Raw genomic sequence first — 21,081 nt, forward strand, 5'->3', positions numbered from 1 at the left:
AGCGGGCATGGCGGAGCGGACACGGGCCTGGGACCTGCGCGACCGGGCGGACCACGCACCCCGCACACTGTGCTTCGGCCCCCGTGACCTCGTCGTCCTCAGCGGACTGCCCGGCAGCGGCAAGTCCACGCTGATGCGCCGTGCGGTCGCCGGCCGCCGCATCGACTCCCAGGACACCCGCGAGCGCTTCGCCGCCCGGCTGCCCCGGTGCCTGCCGTACGCCCTCTACCGACCCCTGGTGCGCGCCGCGCACTACCTCGCGCTGCGCCGCGCCCTGCGCACCGGACCGGGACTGGTGGTGCACGACTGCGGCACCCAGCCCTGGGTGCGCGCCTGGCTCGCCCGCGCGGCCCGGCGCGCCGGCGGCACCCTGCACCTGGTCCTGCTGGACGTGCCGGAGCGGACCGCCCGCGCGGGCCAGCGCGAACGCGGCCGCGGCGTCTCGCGGTTCGCCTTCGGCCGCCACCGCCGCACGACGGCCCGGCTGCTCGGCGCGGTGCAGCGCGGCGAGCTGCCCGCGGGCTGCGGCTCCGCGGTGCTGCTGGACCGGCCCGCGGCGGACGCGATACAGCGGATCGTGTTCAGGGGGTGCGGCTCCGTCACCGGCAACCGTTAGCCTTCATGGTCCCAGCAGTGGTTCCCAGCAGGCGGTAGGCAGATGGACTTCCCGGCGGACATTCCCGCGGACTTCCCGGCACAGGCGCACCCCCACCCGCACGGCGGTTGGCCCGGCAACGAACTGGAGGAGGTGCTGTCGGCCTCCCTCGGCATACCCGCGGCGGGCGGCCGGATCATCGAGGTCCTCGGCCGCAGCTTCCTGTGGGTGCCGCTGCCCAACGGTGGCGGTCCGGGCAGCGGCCCGCTGGACCTGCCCGGACTGGAGATCGACGGCCAGGCGTACGTCCCGGTGTTCAGCTCCGAGGAGCAGCTGCGCCAGGCGACCGGCTCCCACATGGCGTACACCATCGCCCCGGCCGTGGAGTTCGCCCGCGGACTGCCCCCGCAGGCCGGCATCGCGGTCAACCCCGGCGGTGTGGTCGGCATCCCGCTGCCGCCCGAGGCCGTGGCCGAGCTGTGCCGCGCCGGCCGCACCCCGCTGGACGGCCCGGCCGGCGGCGGCCGCGTCCGCCTGTTCGAGCCCGACTGGCAGGACGACCCGGTCGACTTCTTCTCCGCCGCGTCCGCCGAGTTCGCCGCGACCGGCGTGGTGCGCACCGCCCGCCGCTGCCTGGCCGCCATCGAGACGGCCGACCCGGTCATGTTCGTCGGCGTCGAACTCTCCCAGTGGGAGGGCGACTTCCGGGCCGTCCCGCTGGAGGCCCTGGGCCGCGCCCTCGGCCAGGTCCCGGTCCGGTGGCCGGTCAACCTGGTCCTGTTGGACGTCACGGACGACCCGGTCGCGGAGTGGCTGAAGTCAAGCGTCCGACCCTTCTACGTTCAGTAGGCCGGGCACCCGCGTACGGACAACGAGGCCCGGGCCCATCGGCGCATAAGCTGTCTCCACACGCGGGACATGATGAAAAAGAAGGGCATGACAAGGTGAGCGCCACCCACAGCGGAAGCGTCGAACACACGCTGCGCCACGTCACGCCCGGACGCTACGACGCCTACGAAGCCCTCCTGCGCGCCCTCGCCACCCCCTCCGCCGGCCAGATCTGGATGCTGCTGTGGCACGGCCAGGCCGGCTCCCCGGACGCCCAGTACGGGGACATGGAGGTGGAGGGCTTCCACTACGCCCCCTGTGTGACCTCCGCCCAGGAACTGTCGGCCAGCGGCTGGAACCGTTCCTACGAGGTGATCGACGGCCTGGACGTCGCCCGCACCCTCTACCCCGACCACTACGGCCTCTGGCTCAACCCGCACGCCCCCGGCGGCGGCGTCGGCATCCCCTGGCTGGACCTGCGCCGCATCGCCACCGGGCTGGACCGCCAGCCCGCCGGACCACTGCGGCTGTCCGAACCCGGCATCGAGATCCCGCAGTTCTACGCCCTGCTCGCCCAGCACGCCCACCGCACCCCCGCGCTGCGCTCCCTGCGCCGCGCCTGGGTGCAGCCCGCGCTCGGAGCGCCCTACCTCGCCATCGGCCTCGACCTGTACGACACCTCGCCGGCCGCCGTCGACTCGGTGCGCGCGATGATGCAGCAGTCCGTCGGCGCCGTCCCGGAGGGCCTTGCCGTCTCCACGGTCGCGCTGACCGACGACCACGACCCGGTCGTGATGTGGATGCGGGCCAACGCCCGCCCGTTCTACGACCGCGAGGCCCACGCCGCGGCGCCCGCCCCCGCGCCCCGGCCCCAACTCCGGGCCCATGCGCCGGGGTACGGATATCCACCGGTGCACGGCGGTTACTGAGCCACCGCCGGTACGGGCGCCCCTGAGGCCGTACCTCCCGAACCGCGGCATTGCGGCGTTGTGTCCCAACTGCCCCGTGTCCGGGGGGCGTTACCCACTGTTCGGATAACGGAATCCTCCGGAGTGCATCACGGTTGCGCATACTTTCACCGTCAGCTCTGGCGAGTGATCGCAAAGACGCTGAAGACTCCCCACTCAGACATGAGGCCCAGCCTCGTGATCGATGGCAAGTCGACAAAGCCGCAAACCGCGGCAGCGCAGGCCGGTCACCACCGGCGAGAGGGGTCGCACATCGTGACCGCACCGATCGAGACCACCGGGGCGGCAGCCGACGCGCAGCCGGAGGCTGTGCTCGCGGGAGCCGACAAGGGGCGGATCGAGGGTCGTTCCCTGGGCCAGATCGCCTGGGCCCGGTTCAAGCGGGACAAGGTCGCCGTGGCCGGCGGGGTCATCGTGATCCTGCTGATCCTCCTGGCCATCCTCTCGCGCCCCGTCCAGGCCCTCTTCGGCCTCGACCCCAACGCCTTCCACCAGGACCTGATCGTGCCCGACACCTCGCTGCCCAAGGGCAGTTGGGGCGGCATGAGCATGGACCACCCGCTCGGCGTGGACCCCAAGTTCGGCCGGGACATCGCCACCCGCGTCCTGGAGGGCTCCTGGGTCTCCCTGGTCGTCGCCTTCGGCGCCACGATCCTGTCCAATGTGATCGGCGCGATCATGGGCGTGATCGCGGGTTACTACGGCGGCCGTGTCGACTCGATCATCAGCCGGCTGATGGACGTCTTCCTCGCCTTCCCGTTGCTGCTGTTCGCCATCGCGATCTCCGCCACCCTCCAGGGCGGCGCCTTCGGTCTGAACGGGCTGCCGCTCCACCTCGCGGTGCTCATCTTCGTGATCGGCTTCTTCAACTGGCCCTATCTGGGCCGGATCGTGCGCGGCCAGACGCTGGCCCTGCGCGAGCGCGAGTTCGTCGACGCGGCCCGCGGCATGGGTGCCAAGGGCCCGTACATCCTCTTCCGTGAGCTGATGCCGAACCTGGTCGGCCCGATCATCGTCTACTCGACGCTGCTCATCCCGACCAACATCATCTTCGAGGCGTCCCTGAGCTTCCTCGGCGTCGGCATCCAGCCCCCGCAGGCCTCCTGGGGCGGCATGCTCCGCGAAGCGGTCACCTACTACCAGGTCGATCCCCAGTACATGATCGTGCCGGGCCTGGCCATCTTCATCACCGTCCTGGCGTTCAACCTGCTCGGCGACGGTCTCCGCGACGCTCTCGACCCGCGCAGCCGCTAGGCAGCCAGAGAGCCCATCAAGTTTCCGATCAATGGAGGGGAAGCAGACCATCATGCGAAGGTCAGCGCTGGCCGCGGTCGCGGCCATCGGCTCCGCAAGCTTGCTGCTCGCAGGCTGCAGCAAGGCCGATGACAACAAGGACACACCGAAGGCGGCCGGCGCCAACGCGGCGACCAAGGGCGTCGTCAACGCGTCCGACAAGAAGGGTGGCACCGTCACCTACGAGATGTCGGACGTGCCGGACTCCTTCGACCCCGGCAACACGTACTACGCGTACATGTACAACTTCAGCCGCCTCTACGCGCGTCCGCTGATGACGTTCCAGCCCGGCGCCGGTCCCAAGGGCAACACCCTGGTCCCGGACCTCGCCGCGAGCAAGGGTGTCGCCAGCGACGGCGGCAAGACCTGGACGTACAAGCTGCGCTCCGGTCTGAAGTACCAGGACGGCACGCCGATCACCTCGAAGGACGTCAAGTACGCCGTCGAGCGGTCCAACTTCGCGCGTGATGTGCTCTCGCTCGGTCCGAACTACTTCCAGCAGTTCATGAAGGACGGCGACAAGTACAAGGGTCCGTACAAGGACAAGAGCGCCAAGGGCCTGTCCTCGATCGAGACGCCGGACGACAGCACGATCGTCTTCCACCTGAACCGGGCCTTCCAGGAGTTCGACTACCTGGTCGCCACGCCGCAGACGGCGCCGGTGCCGCAGGCCAAGGACGACGGCGTCGACTACATCAAGCACATCGTGTCCTCCGGCTCGTACCAGTTCCAGAGCTACCAGGAGGGCAAGCAGGCCGTCCTGGTCCCGAACAAGAACTGGGACCCGAAGACCGACCCGCTGCGCAAGCAGCTGGCCAGCAAGATCGTCGTCAACCTGAAGGTCAACCCGGAGACGATCGACAAGGACCTCCAGTCCGGCGACGCCACCGTCGACCTCGTGGGCACCGGCGTCCAGGCCTCCACCCAGGCGGACCTGCTCAACTCCGCGGACGGCAAGGCCAGCACGGACAACACCTACGGTGGCCGTCTGGTCTACGCGGCGATCAACACCAAGCTGAAGCCGTTCGACAACGTCGCCTGCCGCAAGGCCGTCGAGTACGCCATCGACAAGGTCTCCGTGCAGACCGCCCTGGGCGGCCCGATCCGCGGTGACGTCGCCTCCACCGTGCTGCCGCCGGACATCACCGGCTACCAGAAGGCGGACGTCTACGCGACCGCGGGCGGCAAGGGCGACATCGCCAAGGCCAAGGACCAGCTGAAGGCCTGCGGCCAGAAGACGATCAACACCAACATCACGGCGCGGTCCGACCGCCCGGGTGAGGTCGACGCGGCCACCGCGATCATCAACTCGCTGAAGAAGGTCGGCATCAACGCCACCCTCAAGCAGTACCCGGCGGGCAAGTACTTCACCGACTACGCGGGTGTGCCGAGCTTCACCGAGAAGCAGAACATCGGTCTGATGATGATGCAGTGGGGTGCCGACTGGCCCTCCGGCTACGGCTTCCTCCAGCAGATCCTGAACAGCAAGGCGATCAGCCAGTCCGGCAACACCAACCTGTCGCAGTACTCGAACAAGAAGGTCGACGGCCTGCTCGCGCAGGCGATCGCCGAGCCGGACACGGCCAAGCGCAACGCCCTGTACGCGCAGATCGACAAGCAGGTGATGGACGACGCCGCGCTGGTCCCGCTGACCTACTTCAAGGTTCTGCTGTACCGCTCGCCGTACGCCACCAACGTGGTCTCCACGGCCGCCTTCAGCGGTCAGTACGACTACCTCAACCTCGGCACCACGAAGAAGTAGCAGCCCCGGAAGGCAGGTGAAGGCATTGGTGCCCGCGGGCTTCGCGGCCCGCGGGCACCAGCGCCGGTCCCCGTGATCTCGTACATCCTCCGCCGGACGTTCGCGGCAGTGATCCTGCTGCTGGTCGTCACCGCGGTCACCTTCGCCATCTTCTTCCTGCTGCCACGGCTCGTCGGCCAGACAGCGGACCAACTGGCGCAGCAGTACATCGGAAAGAGCCCGTCGAAGGCGGACATCGCCGCGGTCAAGCACAATCTCGGTCTGGACCAGCCCGTCTACGTCCAGTACTGGCACTTCATCAAGGGGATCGTGGTCGGCACCGACTACAACCTCGGCCCCAAGACGGTGCACTGCGACGTTCCCTGCTTCGGCTACTCCTTCAAGGATCACGTCGCGGTCTGGTCGCAGCTCACCTCCCGCATTCCGATCACCCTCTCGCTGGCCGCGGGTGCCGCCGTGCTCTGGCTGCTCTCCGGTGTCGCCGTCGGTGTCGTCTCCGCGCTCAAGCCGCGCTCGCTGTTCGACCGCACCTTCATGGGCGTCGCCCTCGCCGGCGTCTCGCTGCCCATGTTCTTCACGGGCAACCTGGCGATCCTGCTCTTCACCTACAAGTGGCCGATCTTCGGCCGCACCTACGTCCCGTTCACCGAGAACCCGGCGCAGTGGGCCAACACCCTGTTCCCCGCGTGGTGTTCGCTCGCCCTGCTGTACTCCGCGATCTACGCCCGGCTCACCCGCTCGGGCATGCTGGAGACGATGAACGAGGACTTCATCCGCACGGCGCGCTCCAAGGGCCTGCCCGAGAGCACCGTCGTCGTCCGGCACGGCCTGCGGGCCGCCCTCACCCCGATCATCACCGTCTTCGGCATGGACGTCGGCCTGCTGCTCGGCGGCGCCGTGATCACCGAGTCGGTCTTCTCGCTGCCCGGCATCGGCCAGTACGCGGTGCAGGGCATCACCGACAACGACCTGCCGAAGATCCTCGGCGTGACCCTGCTCGCCGCCGCCTTCGTCGTCATCGCAAACCTCCTGGTGGACGTGCTCTACGCCGCCGCCGACCCGCGGGTGAGGCTCTCGTGACCGAACTCTCCAAGACCGCCACGGACGAGACCGCGGGCGACAAGGCGCCGTCGGCCTTCCTGGAGGTCCGCGACCTCAAGGTGCACTTCCCGACCGACGACGGCCTCGTGAAGTCCGTCGACGGGCTCTCCTTCTCGCTGGAGAAGGGCAAGACCCTCGCCATCGTCGGCGAGTCCGGCTCCGGCAAGTCCGTCACCTCGCTCGCCGTCATGGGCCTGCACCGGCTCGGCGCGCGCGGCAAGAACGTGCAGATGTCCGGCGAGATCTGGCTCAACGGCAAGGAACTGGTCGGCGCCTCCCCGGACGAGGTGCGCAAGCTCCGCGGCCGCGAGATGGCGATGATCTTCCAGGACCCGCTGTCCGCGATGCACCCCTACTACAAGGTCGGCGACCAGATCGTCGAGGCCTACCGGGTGCACCACAAGGTCAGCAAGAAGGTCGCCCGGGCGCGCGCCATCGAGATGCTCGACCGCGTCGGCATCCCCGAGCCGGCCAAGCGCGTCGACGGCTACCCGCACGAGTTCTCCGGCGGCATGCGCCAGCGCGCCATGATCGCCATGGCGCTGGTGAACAACCCCGAACTGCTGATCGCGGACGAGCCCACCACCGCGCTCGACGTGACCGTCCAGGCGCAGATCCTCGACCTGATCCGGGACCTCCAGAAGGAGTTCGGCTCCGCGGTCGTCATGATCACGCACGACCTCGGCGTGGTCGCCGAGATCGCCGACGACGTCCTCGTGATGTACGGCGGCCGCTGCGTGGAGCGCGGCCCGGCCGGGCAGGTCTTCGAGAAGCCGCAGCACCCCTACACCTGGGGCCTGCTCGGCTCGATGCCCCGCATCGACCGCGAGACCTCCGAACGGCTCATCCCCGTCAAGGGCCAGCCGCCGAGCCTCATCAACGTCCCCTCGGGCTGTGCCTTCCACCCGCGCTGCCCGTACGCGGACATCCCCGCGGACAATGTCAGCCGCACGGTGCGCCCCGAGCTGGAACCGGTCGGCGCCGGACACTGGTCCGCCTGCCACCTGTCGGCCGAGGACCGTGAGCGGATCTGGACCGAAGAGATTGCGCCGAAGCTGTGAGTGAGACGAAGAAGACGGACGCCGCCGCGAAGGCCGTGGTACCCGAGCAGGCGTCGGCTCCGGACGAGCGCGAGGTGCTGCTCAAGGTCGAGAGCCTGACCAAGCACTTCCCGATCCGGAAGGGCATACTGCGCCGCCAGGTCGGCGCGGTGAAGGCCGTCGACGGCATCGACTTCGAGGTGCGCAGGGGCGAGACCCTGGGCGTGGTCGGCGAGTCGGGCTGCGGCAAGTCGACCATGGGCCGGGTCATCACCCGCCTCCAGGACCCGACCGGCGGACAGATCACCTTCGAGGGCCAGGACATCACCCGGCTGTCGACCGGCGAGATGCGCCCGCTGCGCCGCGACATCCAGATGATCTTCCAGGACCCGTACGGCTCCCTGAACCCCCGGCACACCATCGGCTCGATCGTCTCGGCGCCGTTCAGGCTCCAGGGCGTCGAGCCCGAGGGCGGGGTGAAGAAGGAGGTCCAGCGGCTGCTGGAGCTGGTCGGTCTGAGCCCCGAGCACTACAACCGCTACCCGCACGAGTTCTCCGGCGGCCAGCGCCAGCGCATCGGCATCGCCCGCGCGCTCGCCCTGAAGCCGAAGCTGGTCGTGGCCGACGAGCCGGTCTCCGCGCTGGACGTGTCGATCCAGGCCCAGGTCGTCAACCTGATGGACGACCTCCAGGAGGAGCTGGGCCTGACCTACGTGATCATCGCCCACGATCTCTCCGTCGTCCGGCACGTCTCGGACCGGATCGCGGTGATGTACCTCGGCAAGATCGTCGAACTCGCCGACCGCAAGGCGCTGTACGAGTCGCCGATGCACCCGTACACCAAGGCGCTGATGTCCGCGGTGCCGGTGCCGGACCCGCAGCGCCGGGGGCAGAAGAGCGAGCGCATCCTGCTGCGTGGCGACGTGCCCTCGCCGATCGCCCCGCCGTCGGGCTGCCGCTTCCACACGCGGTGCTGGAAGGCGACGCAGATCTGCAAGACGACCGAGCCGCCGCTGCTGGAGCTGAGGCCCGGTCAGCGGGTCGCCTGCCACCACCCGGAGAACTTCGCCGACCAGGCCCCGCAGGACACGGTCCTGCTGTCCGCGGCGAAGGAGGCGTCGGAGCTGGTGCCGGACACGGCGACCTCCGCCGGCGCCGAGGAGTCCGGCGCGCAGGCCACGGCGGAGACCGGGGCGGCGTCCCCGTCCGCCCCCGACGCGAAGGCCACCGCCGACGCGAAGCCCGAGGCCGATGCCAAGGCCGAGGCCGACAACGGCGCCAAGGCCAAGGCGGACGCCAAGCCTGAGGCCGACTCGAAGCCTGAGGCCGACACGAAGCCTGAGGCCGACAACGGCGCCAAGGCCAAGGCGGACGCCGAGCCCGAGGCGACGTCCGAGCCGGAGCCGGAGACTTCGTCGGAGTCCGAGACCGGGTCGGAGACCTCGGACGAGGCCGGGTCCGCGTCCGAGTCGGAGCCGGAGGCCGAGGCCGCTTCCGAGTCCGAGCCGGAGGCCCCCGGCGGGTCCGCTTCCGGGGCCGGGCCGGAAGCCGGTGCCCCCGCCGAGCCGGAGGCCGAGGCCCCCGCCGAGCCCGCGGCGGAGCCCGCGAAGCAGGCCAAGGCGAAGAAGCCGCGCGGCAAATAGCCCAGAAGAGGGCGCGCAAGGGCATGTACATGCCTGAACGGGAGAGTGCAGAGTCGTCCGTGTCCGACACGTGATCGGTACACGCTCGAAAGGGACGACTCATGGCACTCTCCCGTTCGGCACGTGCAGGGGCCGTCGCCACCGCGGCGGTCTCCTTCCTCCTGATCGGCGCGGCCCCCGCCCCCACCCCGGGCGCTCCCGGCATCGGCGACCCCTACTTCCCGAACCTGGGCAACGGCGGCTTCGACGCCCTGCACTACGACCTCGACCTCGCCTACGCCCCCGACACCGGCCGGCTGGACGGTCGTACGACCCTCACCGCCCGCGCCACCCAGGCCCTCTCCTCCTTCGACCTGGACCTCCAGCAGCTGGAGATCACCGAGGTCCGGGTGAACGGCAGACCGGCCGCGTTCAGCCGGGACGGCGACGAGGTGACCGTCACCCCGCGCGGCGCGCTGGCCAAGGGCCGGCACTTCACCGTGACCGTCACCTACGGCGGCGTGCCCCAGCCCCTCAGCGGCCCCATCGTCTTCGGCTCCAAGTACGGCTGGATGAAGACCGCCGACGGCGTCTTCGTCGCCTGCGAGCCCAACGCCGCCTCCACCTGGTTCCCGTCCAGCGACCACCCGTCCGACAAGGCCACCTACGACATCCGGATCAAGGCGCCCAAGGGTCTGACCGGCGTCTCCAACGGCGTGCTGGTCTCGACCCACGACCAGGGCGGCTCGACGTACACCCACTGGCGGGAGTCGCGGCCGATGGCGACCTATCTCGCCACCGCCACCATCGGCAGGTTCGACGTCCGCACCGGCCGCACCCCCGGCGGCACCCCGGTCTACGTCGCCATCGACCCGGTGCTGAAGAACGCCAACGGCGTCGACGTGTACGCGGTCACCGCCGAGGCCACCGACTACTGGTCGAAGCTCTTCGGGCCGTACCCGTTCGAGGAGACCGGCGCCATCGTGGACGACATGCCCGAGGCCGGATTCTCGCTGGAGGTGCAGTCCAAGCCCGCGTACTCGGCCGTGCGCAGCGAGACGACCATCGTGCACGAGCTGGCCCACCAGTGGTTCGGCGACTCGGTGAGCGTGGCGCAGTGGAAGGACGTCTGGCTCAACGAGGGCTTCGCCACCTACGCCCAGTGGCTGTGGGCCGAGCACCGGGGCACCCGCTCGGCGCACGACGCCTTCCTCGCCCGGTACGACGCCACGCCCGCCGGCTCCTCCTTCTGGCGGACCAAGGTCGCCGACCCGCAGCGCGACACCATGTTCGCGTCGGCCGTCTACGACCGCGGCGCCATGACCCTCCAGGTGCTGCGCGAGCGGATCGGCGACAAGGCGTTCTTCGAGCTGCTGCCCGCCTGGACGAAGCTCCACCGGTACGGCAACGCGGACACCGCCGACTTCATCCGCCTCGCCGAGCGGATCAGCGGGCAGCAGCTCGGCGACCTGTTCGACACCTGGCTGTTCACCACAGGTAAACCGACCCTGTGAGCCTGGCTTTGTAAGGTGCAGCCCGGGCGACAGGTGAGAATGTCAGGGTGCAGCTCCAACAGTTCTTCAGTCCCTCCGTCCAGCACACGCTTGACGTGATCGGCATCTTCGTCTTCGCGATCTCCGGCGCCCTGCTGGCCGTCCGGAAGAACTTCGACGTCTTCGGCATCGCCGTCCTCGCCGAGGTCACCGCGCTGGGCGGGGGGCTCTTCCGGGACGTGGTCATCGGGGCCGTGCCCCCGGCGGCCTTCACGGACCTCGGGTACTTCGTGACCCCGCTGCTCGCCACGCTCGTCGTCTTCTTCCTGCACCCGCACGTGGAGCGCATCCAGACGGCGGTCCTGGTCTTCGACGCGGCCGGCCTCGGCCTGTTCTGCGTCAGCGGCACGACGAAGGCCTACGGGTACGGCCTCGGCCTGACCGCGTCGGCGACCCTGGGGCTGGCCACCGCCGTCGGCGGCGGTGTGCTGCGCGACGTCCTCGCCAACGAGGTCCCCTCGCTGCTGCGCTGGGACCGCGACCTGTACGCGGTCCCGGCGATGGTCGGCGCGGGCATGGTGGTGCTGTGCATCCGCTACGACGCGCTGACCCCCCTCACCAGTGGGCTCGCGGCCGTCACGGCTTTTGTGCTGCGCCTGCTCGCGATGCGGTACCACTGGCGAGCGCCGCGCGCGTGGAACCGTCGGTCGACGGTGACCGAGGAGTAGTCCCCGTCTGTCCCGCGGCGGTGCCGGTGGTACCGGTGGTGCCGGTGGGGGAGCCGGCCTTCCCGTGGGCCGAGCCGGCGCCGCCGGTCAGCGAACGGTCCGTGCCCGGGGCGTGGTTCTGGCCCATCTGGAGCGTCAGCCAGCGGAACACCGTGGGCACCTGCGGCCGCCACAGCGCCATGGTGTGACCGCCCGCGCTGCGCGGCAGGAAGACCACGTGCACGGTGGTCGGCGCCTTGGCGACCGACTCCAGCGCCATGCCCGCCTCGTAGCCGTCGCCGGACTCGCCGGAGGCGTAGAGGGCGACCGGCGGCGGCACGGCCGCCTTCTTCAGCAGCAGGAACGGGTTGTTCTCCGCGCGCAGCGCGGGGGTCTGCGCGGCCAGCGAGTTGCGCTCGCCGATCGGGTCGTTGTAGCCGGACATGCTCACCGCGGCCCGGTACCGGTCGGGGTGCGCCACGGCCAGCTTGACCGCGCAGTGCGCGCCCGCCGAGTAACCGGCCACGGCCCAGCCCTGCGGCGCCGGCTGGGCGCGGAAGTTGTCCATGACCATCTTCGGCACGTCGATGCTGAGCCAGGTGTCGGCGTTGACCTGTCCCGGGATGTTGGCGCAGCCGGTGTCCACGCCGGCCAGCAGGTTGGTGCGCGGGGCGACCAGGATGAAGGGCGCCACCCGGCCGCTGCGCATCAGCGGCAGCAACTGCTCGTGGGTCTTCATCGAGCCGAACCAGGCCTTCGCCGAGCCGGGGTAACCGGGCAGCAGCTCGACCACCGGGAACTTCTTGTGGCGGTAGGCCGGCTCGTCGTACTGCGGCGGCAGCCAGACGTAGACCTCGGCGTTCACCCCGGAGACGCGGCCCTTGAGCTGGGTGACGCGCACCCCGCCGGCCGCGCGCATACCGGGCCCGGAGGCCGCCGCGAAGGTCTGCTTGACCGGGGGCAACCGCTTCACCGCTATGCCGCCGGTGCCGTCGCGGCCGAGGTCGGCGGCCTGCTGGACGTGGTTGCCGGTGCCGAAGAGGTCGGCCCAGTTGTCGTACAGGTTGTTCTGGTTGTTCACCAGCACGAAGACCAGCGTGACGGCCGTACCCTGGGCGAACAGCAGCATCAGCACCCGGGTCGCGACGCGCAGGGGCTTGGGCCCGCGGGTGCGCGACCACAGCGCGAGCGGCAGTATGAGGGCGACCACGGCCAGCACGACGGTCGTGTAGAGGAACGGAGTCCCGGTGAGGCTCATGCCCTCATAGAGGGGAAACGGGGGCTTGGGGTTACGGACGTGTCCGGACACTTACCGAGAAATTGCCGGAACCTCACCCGGGAGCCTGAAAAGCTACCGCTTAGTAATTTCCTGTTGTACCGTTCAGCCATGTCAGACGCAGCTTCCGCAGCAGCCGCACGGGCTCTGATCGGCGACAGCGAGTTCGACCGCGACACCGCCGTCTTCCGCCGCGAGGAGGGGGTCTACGACCTCGAACTCTCGGCCGGCTGGACCATCCTCGGCGCCGTCAACGGCGGTTACCTGCTGGCCGTGCTCGGCCGGGCCCTCGGGGACGCCCTCCCGCACCCCGACCCCTTCACCATCTCCGCGCACTACCTGACCGCCTCGCGGCCGGGCAAGGCCGTCGTCCGCACCCGGACGGTGCGCACCGGACGCACCCTCTCCACCGGTCAGGCCTCGCTCTTCCAGTACGACGAGGAGGGCGACGAGGTCGAACGCATCCGCGTCCTCGCCTCCTACGGCGACCTCGCCGGCCTGCCCGACGACGTCCGCACGACCGCGACGCCGCCCCCGATCCCGCCCCTGGAGCAGTGCTTCGGGCCCGAGGACGGCCCCGACCCGCTCCAGGGCGGCTCCGCCATCGCCGGCCGGCTGATGCTCAAGCTGGACCCCGCGACCCTCGGCTGGGCGCTCGGGCAGCCCTCGGGCAAGGGCGAGATGCGCGCCTGGTTCGGCCTGGCCGACGGACGCGACGCCGATCCGCTCTCCCTGCTGCTCGCGGTGGACGCCCTGCCGCCCACCGCCTTCGAGATGGGCCTGCAGGGCTGGGTGCCCACGGTCGAGCTGACGGTCCACGTCCGGCAGCGCCCGGCCCCCGGCCCGCTGCGGGTGTCGATCAGCACCCGCAACCTGGCCGGCGGCTTCCTGGAGGAGGACGCCGAGGTCTGGGACAGCGCGGACCGGCTGGTCGCCCAGTCCCGGCAGCTCGCCCGGGTCAGGCTCGGCTGAGCGGGGCGCGGCCCAGCCAGGCCGCCAGCAGCTCGTAGGGGCCCGCGCCCTCGGGAGCCTCGCGGCGGGCGCCGAACGGCGTCCGCTCGTCCCGGGGGCGCGAGTCCGGCAGCACCCGGCGGGCCGTCGCGAGGGCGAACTCGGCCGGCTCCCGGTCGAGCGGGAGCGGGTGGCCGAGCGCCTCGGACAGGTCCCAGGTGTGGGTGACCAGCTCCATCACGTAACCGGACAGGGCCGCGTGCCCGGGGAGCGACTCGCCCCAGGGCACCGTCACCGGCGTGGTCATCCGCTCGTCGCTCTCCCACGCCTTCAGCACCCGGACGCGCACCTCGTCGTAGGCGGCCGGCCAGCCGTCGTCCGGCACGCCCTCGGCGACCGCCTCGACGGCCGGTCCGTCACCGCCCTCCCCGACGATCGCGATCCGCCGGGTGCCGCCGACGACATGGCTCAGCAGGGCCCGTACGTCGAACTCGGCGCAGGGGGTGGGCCGGGTGAGGTCCTCGGGGCGCACCGCCGCGATGACCGCCGCCGCCTGCTCGGTGGCGCGGGTGTAGACGGGGCGGGGGTCGGTGAAACCGGTGGTCATGGCGTTCCTCTCGTAAGCCGTTGCGGGACGAGGGTGCGCCGATAACCTGACAGGATCCGTCAACATTTGCGAGCCGTTCGTGCGCGCGCGATGCTGGCCCGCGTGAAGTCCGACCGACTGCTGTCGATCCTGCTGCTCCTCCAGACCCGGGGCCGGGTGCCCGCGCGCGAACTCGCCGACCGGCTGGAGGTGTCGGTGCGCACCGTCTACCGGGACATCGAGGCGCTGTCGGCGTCCGGCGTCCCGGTCTACGCCGAGCGCGGACGGCACGGCGGCATCGAACTCCTGGCCGGCTTCCGCACCGACGTCACCGGGCTGACCGCCGACGAGTCCCGCGCCCTGTTCGTGCTGGCCGCCCAGGGCGCCCATGCCGCGCTCGGCCTCGACGCGGCCCTCGGCTCGGCCCTGCGCAAGGTGATGGCCGCGCTGCCCGCGCCGCACCGGCCCGCCGCCGAGGTGACCAGCCGCCGCATCCTGGTCGACGCCACCCGCTGGAAGAGCGGCCCGCGCCAGGCCGCCGACCTGGAGGTCCTCCAGGACGCCGTGTTCGGCGACCGGCGCCTCGCGCTGCGCTACCGGCACAGCGGGCAGCGGGAGCCGCGGGCGTACACCGTGGACCCGTACGGCCTGGTCGCCAAGGCGGGGGTCTGGTACCTGGTCGCCGACACCCGCGGCCGGCCCCGGCTGTTCCGCGCCGACCGGGTCCGCTCGGCCCGTCTCCTCGACGATCCCGTACGGCGCCGGCCGGGCGTCGAACTCGCGGACGTCTGGGAGGAGTTGCGCCGCCAGGTGGAGGAGCGGCCGGGCGGGATCGAGGTCACGGTACGGGTGCGGCGGGAGCGGCTCGACATGTTCCGCCGGATGGCCGCGGCCGACCTCGCCGAACCGCCCGAGGACGACGGCGAGGGCGACTGGGTCACCGCCCGGCTGACCTACCCGGTGCTGCGGGCCGTGCGCCAACTCCTCGCCTTCTCCGACCAGGTGGAGATCCTGGACCCGCCCGAGGCGCGCGCGGAACTGCTCGACGGGGTGCGCGCGGTCGGCGCGCTGTACGAACGGGCCTGAGCGGCCCGGGAGTTCAGTCCAGCCAGTGGTCGCGGCCGATGGTGATGAGCCGCAGCTGCCGGGTGGCCCGCAGGGTCACCCGCTCCCGCTCCTCGGCCGGACCCTCCAGCGCCTCCAGGAACAGGGAGGCGGTGATCAGCATCTGGTCGACGTAGAGGTGCGCGAGCATCAGCACGTCCGCGTCGCTCCAGCCCTCCGTCTGGGGGTCCTTGGCCAGCTCGGCCTTCACCTCCTCGGCGAACCGGTCCAGCTGGTCGCCGATGGCCCGGCGCACCGGCTGCACCCCGCCGTTGCGCTCGCGGGCGATGAACCGTACGTGCGCGGGGTGCGCGGCCACGTAGTCGGCGATCAGCTCGATGCCGCGCGCGATGCGCTCCTCGCTGTCGCCGGTCGTCGCCACCGTCTCGCGCACCATCGGGTGCAGGCTGCCCAGCGCCTCGTCGACCAGGGCGACACCGAGGTCGGCGATCGAGCGGAAGTGCCGGTAGAAGGCGGTGGGGGCGAGGCCGACGGCCCGGGTGACCTCGCGCAGGCCCAGGCTGCTCAGGCTCTGCTCCGCCAGCAGCGCGAGCGCCGCGTCGAGGAACGCCTGCCGGGTCTTCTGCTTCTGCGCCTGCCGGATGCCGAGGGTGTGACTCATGTCATCCAGTTAACAACTGTTCTCTGGAATTGAAAAGCCGTCGGACGGGTTATGCTGAAGTCAGTGAACAACTGTTACTACAACTGTTCACCGAGACTTCACAGAGACCGGAACGCGAGGCATCCCAGAGGGGGGACCCGATTCCCATGCTGTTCCTCGTCGCCGCATTCATGCTGCTCGGTGTGGTGCTGGGCACCGTGGCCCACGCACCGCTGACCGTCACCGGCGCGCTGGCCGCCGTCATCGCCGTCTGGCTCGGCGTCTTCGCCGTCCGCGAGCGTCTCGGCCGCCGCCGCCACACCTCGGCCGACTGACCGTCCGACGACCACCATCGGGAGCTCGAGCACCATGCAACTCACCGCACCGGCCACGAGCCGCGCCAAGGCCCCGGCCCGCACCCGCGACGCCGACGGCATGGCCGTCGCGTCCTTCATCCTCGGCCTGCTCGGCCTGCTCGTGCTGAACCTCTTCCTCGGCCCGGTCGCCATCGTCCTGGCCGCCGTCTCCCTGTGGCGTGGCACCGCCCGCCGGGGCCGCGCCTACCTGGGCCTCGCCCTGGGCGTCGCCGACCTCGCGGTCCTGCTGGCGGCGATGCAGATGTCGCACACGGTGTCCTGGAGCCTGTGACGCGGCCGGAGCCCGCCGGGCGGGCGGCGGCCGCCGTGCCGCCGCGGCCCCGCCGCCACGTCCGGCCGCGCCGGGGTGCGCCGGCCGGTCAAAGTAGACTCTGCACACCATGGCTTACCTCGACCACGCCGCGACCACCCCCATGCTCCCGGAGGCGGCCAAGGCCCTGACCGCCCAGTTGGGCGTCACGGGCAACGCCTCCTCCCTGCACGCCTCCGGCCGCCAGGCCCGCCGCACGGTCGAGGAATCCCGCGAGACCCTCGCGGAAGCGCTCGGCGCCCGGCCCAGCGAGGTCGTCTTCACCTCCGGCGGCACCGAGGCCGACAACCTCGCCGTGAAGGGGCTGTACTGGTCCCGCCGCGCCGCCGACCCCGCCCGCACCCGCGTCCTGTCCAGCCCCGTCGAGCACCACGCCGTCCTCGACGCCGTGCACTGGCTCGGCGAGCACGAGGGCGCCACCGTCGAGTACCTGCCCGTCGACACCCACGGCCGCGTCCACCCGGAGGCCCTGCGCGAGGCCATCGCCCGCAACCCCGAGGACGTCGCGCTGGCCACCGTGATGTGGGCCAACAACGAGATCGGCACCATCATGCCGATCCGCCGACTGGCCGACGTGGCCGCCGAGTTCGGCATCCCGCTGCACGCCGACGCGGTCCAGGCGTTCGGTCAGGTCCCGCTGGACTTCGCCGCCTCCGGCCTCGCCGCGATGACCGTCTCGGCCCACAAGATCGGCGGCCCCTACGGCATCGGCGCCCTGCTGCTGGGCCGCGAGCACACCCCCGTCCCGGTGCTGCACGGCGGCGGCCAGGAGCGGCACGTGCGCTCCGGCACCCTCGACGTCCCCGCCATCGCCTCCTTCGCCGTCGCCGGGCGGATCGCCGCCGCGCGGCAGGAGGAGTTCGCCCGTGAAGTCGGCGCCCTGCGCGACCGGTTGGCGGACGCCGTGCGGGCCGCCGTGCCGGACGCGATCCTCGGCGGCGACCCCGCGCCCGGCGGCCGGCTGCCCGCAAACGCGCACTTCACCTTCCCTGGCTGCGAGGGCGACTCCCTGCTGCTCCTGCTGGACGCCCAGGGCATCGAGTGCTCCACCGGTTCCGCCTGCACCGCGGGCGTCGCCCAGCCCAGCCACGTCCTGCTGGCCACCGGGGTGGACCCGGACCTGGCCCGCGGCACCCTGCGCTTCTCCCTCGGCCACACCTCCACCGAGGCGGACGTGGCCGCCGTCGCCGCGGCCATCGGCCCGGCGGTGGAACGCGCCCGCGCGGCCGGTCTCACCTGAGCCCCCGAACCGGCCCCGGACACACGAAACGACCTACGAGGCGGGTTCCCTTCGCCGGTATTGCCCGGATCAGGTACTGGGGGTCGCCTTCCGGTCTCGCGACCTTCCGGCCTCTCAGCCCGAGCGTCGACGTCGGCACCAGCGGATACCTTGCGGTGTCTCGCTGACGTCGGCTACTCCACTCGGACTCCCTCACTCGTCCCGTAGGCCTACCAACAGAATAAGACTGCCCATACCAGACATAAAGGGCCCTATCCATGATTTTTTCGGGGCCCGGTTCCCGCGGCCCCGTACCCTGGAAGCGTTATGACTGAGACCCCGCAGCGCCCCCTCCGCGTCCTCGCCGCCATGTCCGGCGGGGTGGACTCCGCCGTCGCCGCCGCGCGTGCCGCGGAAGCCGGCCATGACGTCACCGGCGTCCATCTCGCGCTCTCCGCGAACCCCCAGTCCTTCCGCACCGGCGCGCGGGGCTGTTGCACCATCGAGGACTCCCGCGACGCCCGCCGCGCCGCCGACGTCATCGGCATCCCCTTCTACGTCTGGGACCTCGCCGACCGCTTCCGCGAGGACGTCGTCGAGGACTTCATCGCCGAGTACGAGGCCGGCCGCACCCCCAACCCCTGCCTGCGCTGCAACGAGAAGATCAAGTTCGCCGCGCTGCTCGACAAGGCGCTGGCCCTCGGCTTCGACGCCGTCTGCACCGGCCACTACGCCAAGGTGATCGTCCGCGAGGACGGCTCCCGCGAGCTGCACCGCGCCTCCGACATGGCCAAGGACCAGTCGTACGTCCTCGGCGTGCTGGACGAGAGGCAGCTCGCGCACGCGATGTTCCCGCTCGGCGACACGGTCACCACCAAGGAGGAGATCCGCGCCGAGGCCGAGCGCCGGGGCCTGGCGGTCGCCAAGAAGCCCGACTCGCACGACATCTGCTTCATCGCCGACGGCGACACCCAGGGCTTCCTCGCCCAGCGGCTCGGCAAGGCCGAGGGCGACATCGTGGACGAGTCCGGCACCCGGCTCGGCACGCACGAGGGGGCGTACGGCTTCACGATCGGCCAGCGCAAGGGGCTGCGCATCGGCACCCCGGCCCCCGACGGCAAGCCGCGCTACGTCCTCGACATCTCCCCGGTGACCAACACGGTCACGGTCGGCCCGGCCGCCGCCCTGGACGTGGTGGGCCTTACCGCGATCAAGCCCCGCTGGTGCGGCACCGCCCCCACCGGCCCCGGCACCTACACCGCCCAGCTGCGCGCCCACGGCGGCGAGACCGAGGTACGCGCCGAACCGGTCGACGGCGAACTGCGCGTCACCTTCACCGAGCCCGTCCGCGGCGTGGCCCCCGGCCAGGCGATCGTGCTCTACGACGGCACGCGGGTGGTCGGCTCGGCCACGATCGCCTCGACCACCCGGGCGACCGCGGCGGCGTGACGCCACCGGGTTCTCCAGCACGCGGGCGGTCGGTCCGGCCGGCGGGCGTGACCCCGGCTACGCCGTGAGGTACTCGGTCAGTACCGGACCCAGGACATCGGGCTCGACCATGTGGGTCTGGCCCTCCAGGACCCGGTACTCGCCCCGGGGCACCGCGTCCGCGATGTCCCGGCAGGCCTGCCGCATCCAGTCCGGGCTCGCGCCGCCCGCGATCGCCAGCACGGGCACGGGGACGGCGGCCAGCCGGTCGCGGGGGAGCAGGCCGTCGGCCATGACGGCGTCGTCGTACGCGAGGCTCGGCGCGGCCGCCTCCAGGCCGGGCCACATGGGGGACTGGCGGGCGCGCTGGATCATCTCCTCGCCGAGCCCGGTGAGCCGCAGGAACAGCTCCACCGCCGCCCCGCGCCGGCCCTCCGCCAGTGCCCGGTCCAGGTTCTGCTTGTAGACGGCCTCCCGCTCGGCGCCGCCCGCCAGATGGTCCGCGTACGGCACCTCGTACACCGCCGCCCGGGTGAACGGCAGCCCGCTCGCCAGGGCGTCGAGCACCAGCGCGCCGCCCGAGGAGACCCCGAACAGCGCCGCCTCGCCGCCCACCGCGGCCAGCAGCGCCGCCAGGTCCTCGACCTCGCGCGCCACCTCGTACGGTTTCGTGTCGCCGCTCGCGCCGCGGCCCCGGCGGTCGTAGACGACGGCCGTCACCCGGTCCGCGAGCCGCTCGGCCAGGGGGGCCAGGGTGCCGCCGGTGGACATCGCTCCGCTCACCAGGATCACCACGGGCCCCTCGCCCGTCACCCGGTACGCGAGAGAAGTGCCGTCGCGGGAAGTCGTCTTGTCGTCCATGTCCGTGCAGACTGCCGCACGACGGCGGGGACGGCGGTCACGACACGTCGACGTCGTAGAAGCAGAGGTGGTCCTTGATCGGTGCCACCTCCGGCTTCGGGTCCGGGTACGCCCAGGCCAGATCGGGCGCGTCCGGCAGCGACCAGTAGGACGCCGTGCCCTTGAACGGGCACACCGTGTGCGTGCCGGACGGGGTCAGCAGGTCGAGGCGCACGTCCTCGGCCGGGATGTAGTACCGCACCGGGCAGCCCGTCTCGCGCAGCAGCAGCGGGCGGTCGGTCTGAGCGAGCACCTGGTCACCGTGCACCACGCGCACGTGCCGCTCGCCGGGTTCGATCGTGATGGTGTGTCCTTCGGCCATACCGGTACAGCGCCGTACGGGCGGGAGTTCTTCCCGCGTACCGTAGGGACCATGAACATCTGCGTCTTCCTGTCCGCCGCCGACCTCGACGAGCGCTACACCCGTCCCGCCCGCGAGTTCGCGAAACTGATCGGCAAGGGCGGCCACACCCTGGTGTGGGGCGGTTCCAACGTCGGTCTGATGAAGGTCGTCGCCGACGGCGTGGAGGAGGCCGGCGGGCGCCTGGTGGGCGTGTCCGTGGAGTTCCTGGCCAACAAGACGCGGCCCGGCGCCGACGAGATGGTGATCGCCCCGGACCTCGCCGAGCGCAAGAAGCTGCTCCTGGAGAAGGCCGACGCCGTGGTCATCATGGTGGGCGGCACCGGCACCCTGGACGAGGCCACCGAGATCCTGGAGCTGAAGAAGCACGGCCGCACCCACAAGCCCGTGGTGCTGCTGAACACCGCCGGGTTCTACGACGGCCTGCGCGAGCAGTTCCGCCGCATGGAGGACGAGGGCTTCCTGCCCCGCCCCCTGGCCGACCTGGTGTTCTTCGCCGAGGAGCCGGTCGGGGCCATGGCCTACCTGGAGGAGCAGACGGGCACCCGCTGATGCGAGC

The 21,081-nt window shown here is 71.4% G+C and carries 22 protein-coding genes; 17 read left to right on the forward strand and 5 right to left on the reverse strand.

The window, feature by feature from the left end:
* From FRZ03_RS36585 to FRZ03_RS36630, 10 genes are all read left to right on the forward strand, one after another.
* On the forward strand, positions 1–616 hold a 616-nt coding region (locus tag FRZ03_RS36585), incomplete at its 5' end, for an AAA family ATPase (protein WP_146469376.1).
* Between the two features lie 42 nt (positions 617–658).
* On the forward strand, positions 659–1,444 hold the full coding sequence (locus tag FRZ03_RS36590; protein ID WP_146469377.1) for an enhanced serine sensitivity protein SseB: 786 nt from the start codon (positions 659–661) through the stop codon (positions 1,442–1,444).
* A 95-nt stretch (positions 1,445–1,539) separates the two neighbouring features.
* Complete coding sequence (locus tag FRZ03_RS36595) at positions 1,540–2,352, forward strand: enhanced serine sensitivity protein SseB C-terminal domain-containing protein (protein ID WP_146469378.1); 813 nt, start codon at positions 1,540–1,542, stop codon at positions 2,350–2,352.
* 294 nt (positions 2,353–2,646) lie between these two features.
* The gene (locus FRZ03_RS36600; protein ID WP_146469379.1) at positions 2,647–3,645 is read left to right on the forward strand and encodes an ABC transporter permease; all 999 of its coding nucleotides are present in this window, start codon (positions 2,647–2,649) and stop codon (positions 3,643–3,645) included.
* Positions 3,646–3,697: 52 nt separating this feature from the next.
* A complete protein-coding gene (locus FRZ03_RS36605) occupies positions 3,698–5,446 on the forward strand; it encodes an ABC transporter substrate-binding protein (RefSeq protein ID WP_464862821.1) in 1,749 nt (582 codons plus the stop codon).
* 72 nt (positions 5,447–5,518) lie between these two features.
* A complete protein-coding gene (locus FRZ03_RS36610; RefSeq protein WP_146469381.1) occupies positions 5,519–6,526 on the forward strand; it encodes an ABC transporter permease in 1,008 nt (335 codons plus the stop codon).
* Complete coding sequence (locus FRZ03_RS36615) at positions 6,523–7,608, forward strand: ABC transporter ATP-binding protein (RefSeq protein WP_146469382.1); 1,086 nt, start codon at positions 6,523–6,525, stop codon at positions 7,606–7,608. Before FRZ03_RS36610 ends, FRZ03_RS36615 begins: the two co-directional genes overlap by 4 nt.
* Positions 7,605–9,230, forward strand: a complete 1,626-nt coding sequence (locus tag FRZ03_RS36620; RefSeq protein WP_146469383.1) for a dipeptide ABC transporter ATP-binding protein — start codon at positions 7,605–7,607, stop codon at positions 9,228–9,230. Before FRZ03_RS36615 ends, FRZ03_RS36620 begins: the two co-directional genes overlap by 4 nt.
* Positions 9,231–9,331: 101 nt before the next feature.
* Positions 9,332–10,723, forward strand: a complete 1,392-nt coding sequence (locus FRZ03_RS36625; RefSeq protein WP_146469384.1) for a M1 family metallopeptidase — start codon at positions 9,332–9,334, stop codon at positions 10,721–10,723.
* 47 nt (positions 10,724–10,770) lie between these two features.
* Entirely contained in the window at positions 10,771–11,430 is a 660-nt protein-coding gene (locus tag FRZ03_RS36630) for a trimeric intracellular cation channel family protein (protein WP_146469385.1), read from the forward strand.
* Here FRZ03_RS36630 and FRZ03_RS36635 read toward each other — a convergent pair.
* The gene (locus FRZ03_RS36635; protein WP_146469386.1) at positions 11,339–12,667 is read right to left on the reverse strand and encodes an alpha/beta hydrolase; all 1,329 of its coding nucleotides are present in this window, start codon (positions 12,665–12,667) and stop codon (positions 11,339–11,341) included. The two genes, FRZ03_RS36630 and FRZ03_RS36635, sit on opposite strands and share 92 nt — an antisense overlap.
* A gap of 129 nt (positions 12,668–12,796) precedes the next feature.
* On the opposite strand from FRZ03_RS36635, the gene FRZ03_RS36640 reads away from it, so the two are divergent.
* Positions 12,797–13,657: a thioesterase family protein gene (locus FRZ03_RS36640; protein WP_146469387.1), complete on the forward strand. Its 861-nt coding sequence runs from the start codon at positions 12,797–12,799 to the stop codon at positions 13,655–13,657.
* On the opposite strand, the gene FRZ03_RS36645 is transcribed toward FRZ03_RS36640, so the two are convergent.
* On the reverse strand, positions 13,644–14,243 hold the full coding sequence (locus FRZ03_RS36645; RefSeq protein ID WP_146469388.1) for a TIGR03086 family metal-binding protein: 600 nt from the start codon (positions 14,241–14,243) through the stop codon (positions 13,644–13,646). The two genes, FRZ03_RS36640 and FRZ03_RS36645, sit on opposite strands and share 14 nt — an antisense overlap.
* 102 nt (positions 14,244–14,345) lie before the next feature.
* On the opposite strand from FRZ03_RS36645, the gene FRZ03_RS36650 reads away from it, so the two are divergent.
* Positions 14,346–15,308 carry a helix-turn-helix transcriptional regulator gene (locus tag FRZ03_RS36650; RefSeq protein ID WP_146469389.1) on the forward strand — a complete coding sequence of 321 codons (963 nt, stop codon included), beginning with the start codon at positions 14,346–14,348 and terminating at the stop codon, positions 15,306–15,308.
* Positions 15,309–15,321: 13 nt separating this feature from the next.
* Here FRZ03_RS36650 and FRZ03_RS36655 read toward each other — a convergent pair whose 3' ends face one another.
* A complete protein-coding gene (locus FRZ03_RS36655) occupies positions 15,322–15,948 on the reverse strand; it encodes a TetR family transcriptional regulator (protein WP_146469390.1) in 627 nt (208 codons plus the stop codon).
* Positions 15,949–16,094: 146 nt separating this feature from the next.
* Here FRZ03_RS36655 and FRZ03_RS36660 point away from each other — a divergent pair, with 146 nt between their 5' ends.
* The 4 genes from FRZ03_RS36660 to mnmA all read left to right on the forward strand — a co-directional run bounded on the left by FRZ03_RS36660 (position 16,095) and on the right by mnmA (position 19,282).
* Positions 16,095–16,262 carry a hypothetical protein gene (locus FRZ03_RS36660; protein ID WP_146469391.1) on the forward strand — a complete coding sequence of 56 codons (168 nt, stop codon included), beginning with the start codon at positions 16,095–16,097 and terminating at the stop codon, positions 16,260–16,262.
* Positions 16,263–16,296: 34 nt separating this feature from the next.
* The gene (locus tag FRZ03_RS36665; RefSeq protein WP_146469392.1) at positions 16,297–16,575 is read left to right on the forward strand and encodes a DUF4190 domain-containing protein; all 279 of its coding nucleotides are present in this window, start codon (positions 16,297–16,299) and stop codon (positions 16,573–16,575) included.
* A gap of 109 nt (positions 16,576–16,684) precedes the next feature.
* Positions 16,685–17,854 carry a cysteine desulfurase family protein gene (locus FRZ03_RS36670; protein ID WP_146469393.1) on the forward strand — a complete coding sequence of 390 codons (1,170 nt, stop codon included), beginning with the start codon at positions 16,685–16,687 and terminating at the stop codon, positions 17,852–17,854.
* 306 nt (positions 17,855–18,160) lie between these two features.
* Positions 18,161–19,282 carry a tRNA 2-thiouridine(34) synthase MnmA gene (mnmA, locus tag FRZ03_RS36675; protein ID WP_146469394.1) on the forward strand — a complete coding sequence of 374 codons (1,122 nt, stop codon included), beginning with the start codon at positions 18,161–18,163 and terminating at the stop codon, positions 19,280–19,282.
* Positions 19,283–19,339: 57 nt separating this feature from the next.
* On the opposite strand, the gene FRZ03_RS36680 is transcribed toward mnmA, so the two are convergent.
* Entirely contained in the window at positions 19,340–20,122 is a 783-nt protein-coding gene (locus tag FRZ03_RS36680; RefSeq protein ID WP_146469395.1) for an alpha/beta fold hydrolase, read from the reverse strand.
* Between the two features lie 37 nt (positions 20,123–20,159).
* Positions 20,160–20,483 (reverse strand): DUF427 domain-containing protein, encoded by a 324-nt coding sequence (locus FRZ03_RS36685; RefSeq protein WP_146469396.1) that lies wholly within the window; start codon positions 20,481–20,483, stop codon positions 20,160–20,162.
* Between the two features lie 51 nt (positions 20,484–20,534).
* Between FRZ03_RS36685 and FRZ03_RS36690 the strand changes: the two genes are divergently transcribed.
* On the forward strand, positions 20,535–21,074 hold the full coding sequence (locus tag FRZ03_RS36690; protein WP_146469397.1) for an LOG family protein: 540 nt from the start codon (positions 20,535–20,537) through the stop codon (positions 21,072–21,074).
* Positions 21,075–21,081 lie beyond the last annotated feature (7 nt).

This window comes from Streptomyces misionensis, assembly GCF_007896895.1.
Lineage (GTDB): Bacteria > Actinomycetota > Actinomycetes > Streptomycetales > Streptomycetaceae > Streptomyces > Streptomyces misionensis_A.

Bases quoted from the DNA above. Each gene is read 5' to 3' on its own strand.
- mnmA (WP_146469394.1), top strand. From the start codon at position 18,161: ATGACTGAGACCCCGCAGCGCCCCCTCCGCGTCCTCGCCGCCATGTCC.
- FRZ03_RS36605 (WP_464862821.1), top strand. From the start codon at position 3,698: ATGCGAAGGTCAGCGCTGGCCGCGGTCGCGGCCATCGGCTCCGCAAGC.
- FRZ03_RS36685 (WP_146469396.1), bottom strand. From the start codon at position 20,483: ATGGCCGAAGGACACACCATCACGATCGAACCCGGCGAGCGGCACGTG.
- FRZ03_RS36680 (WP_146469395.1), bottom strand. From the start codon at position 20,122: ATGGACGACAAGACGACTTCCCGCGACGGCACTTCTCTCGCGTACCGG.
- FRZ03_RS36640 (WP_146469387.1), top strand. From the start codon at position 12,797: ATGTCAGACGCAGCTTCCGCAGCAGCCGCACGGGCTCTGATCGGCGAC.
- FRZ03_RS36625 (WP_146469384.1), top strand. From the start codon at position 9,332: ATGGCACTCTCCCGTTCGGCACGTGCAGGGGCCGTCGCCACCGCGGCG.
- FRZ03_RS36645 (WP_146469388.1), bottom strand. From the start codon at position 14,243: ATGACCACCGGTTTCACCGACCCCCGCCCCGTCTACACCCGCGCCACC.
- FRZ03_RS36660 (WP_146469391.1), top strand. From the start codon at position 16,095: ATGCTGTTCCTCGTCGCCGCATTCATGCTGCTCGGTGTGGTGCTGGGC.
- FRZ03_RS36635 (WP_146469386.1), bottom strand. From the start codon at position 12,667: ATGAGCCTCACCGGGACTCCGTTCCTCTACACGACCGTCGTGCTGGCC.
- FRZ03_RS36590 (WP_146469377.1), top strand. From the start codon at position 659: ATGGACTTCCCGGCGGACATTCCCGCGGACTTCCCGGCACAGGCGCAC.
- FRZ03_RS36670 (WP_146469393.1), top strand. From the start codon at position 16,685: ATGGCTTACCTCGACCACGCCGCGACCACCCCCATGCTCCCGGAGGCG.
- FRZ03_RS36655 (WP_146469390.1), bottom strand. From the start codon at position 15,948: ATGAGTCACACCCTCGGCATCCGGCAGGCGCAGAAGCAGAAGACCCGG.
- FRZ03_RS36665 (WP_146469392.1), top strand. From the start codon at position 16,297: ATGCAACTCACCGCACCGGCCACGAGCCGCGCCAAGGCCCCGGCCCGC.
- FRZ03_RS36690 (WP_146469397.1), top strand. From the start codon at position 20,535: ATGAACATCTGCGTCTTCCTGTCCGCCGCCGACCTCGACGAGCGCTAC.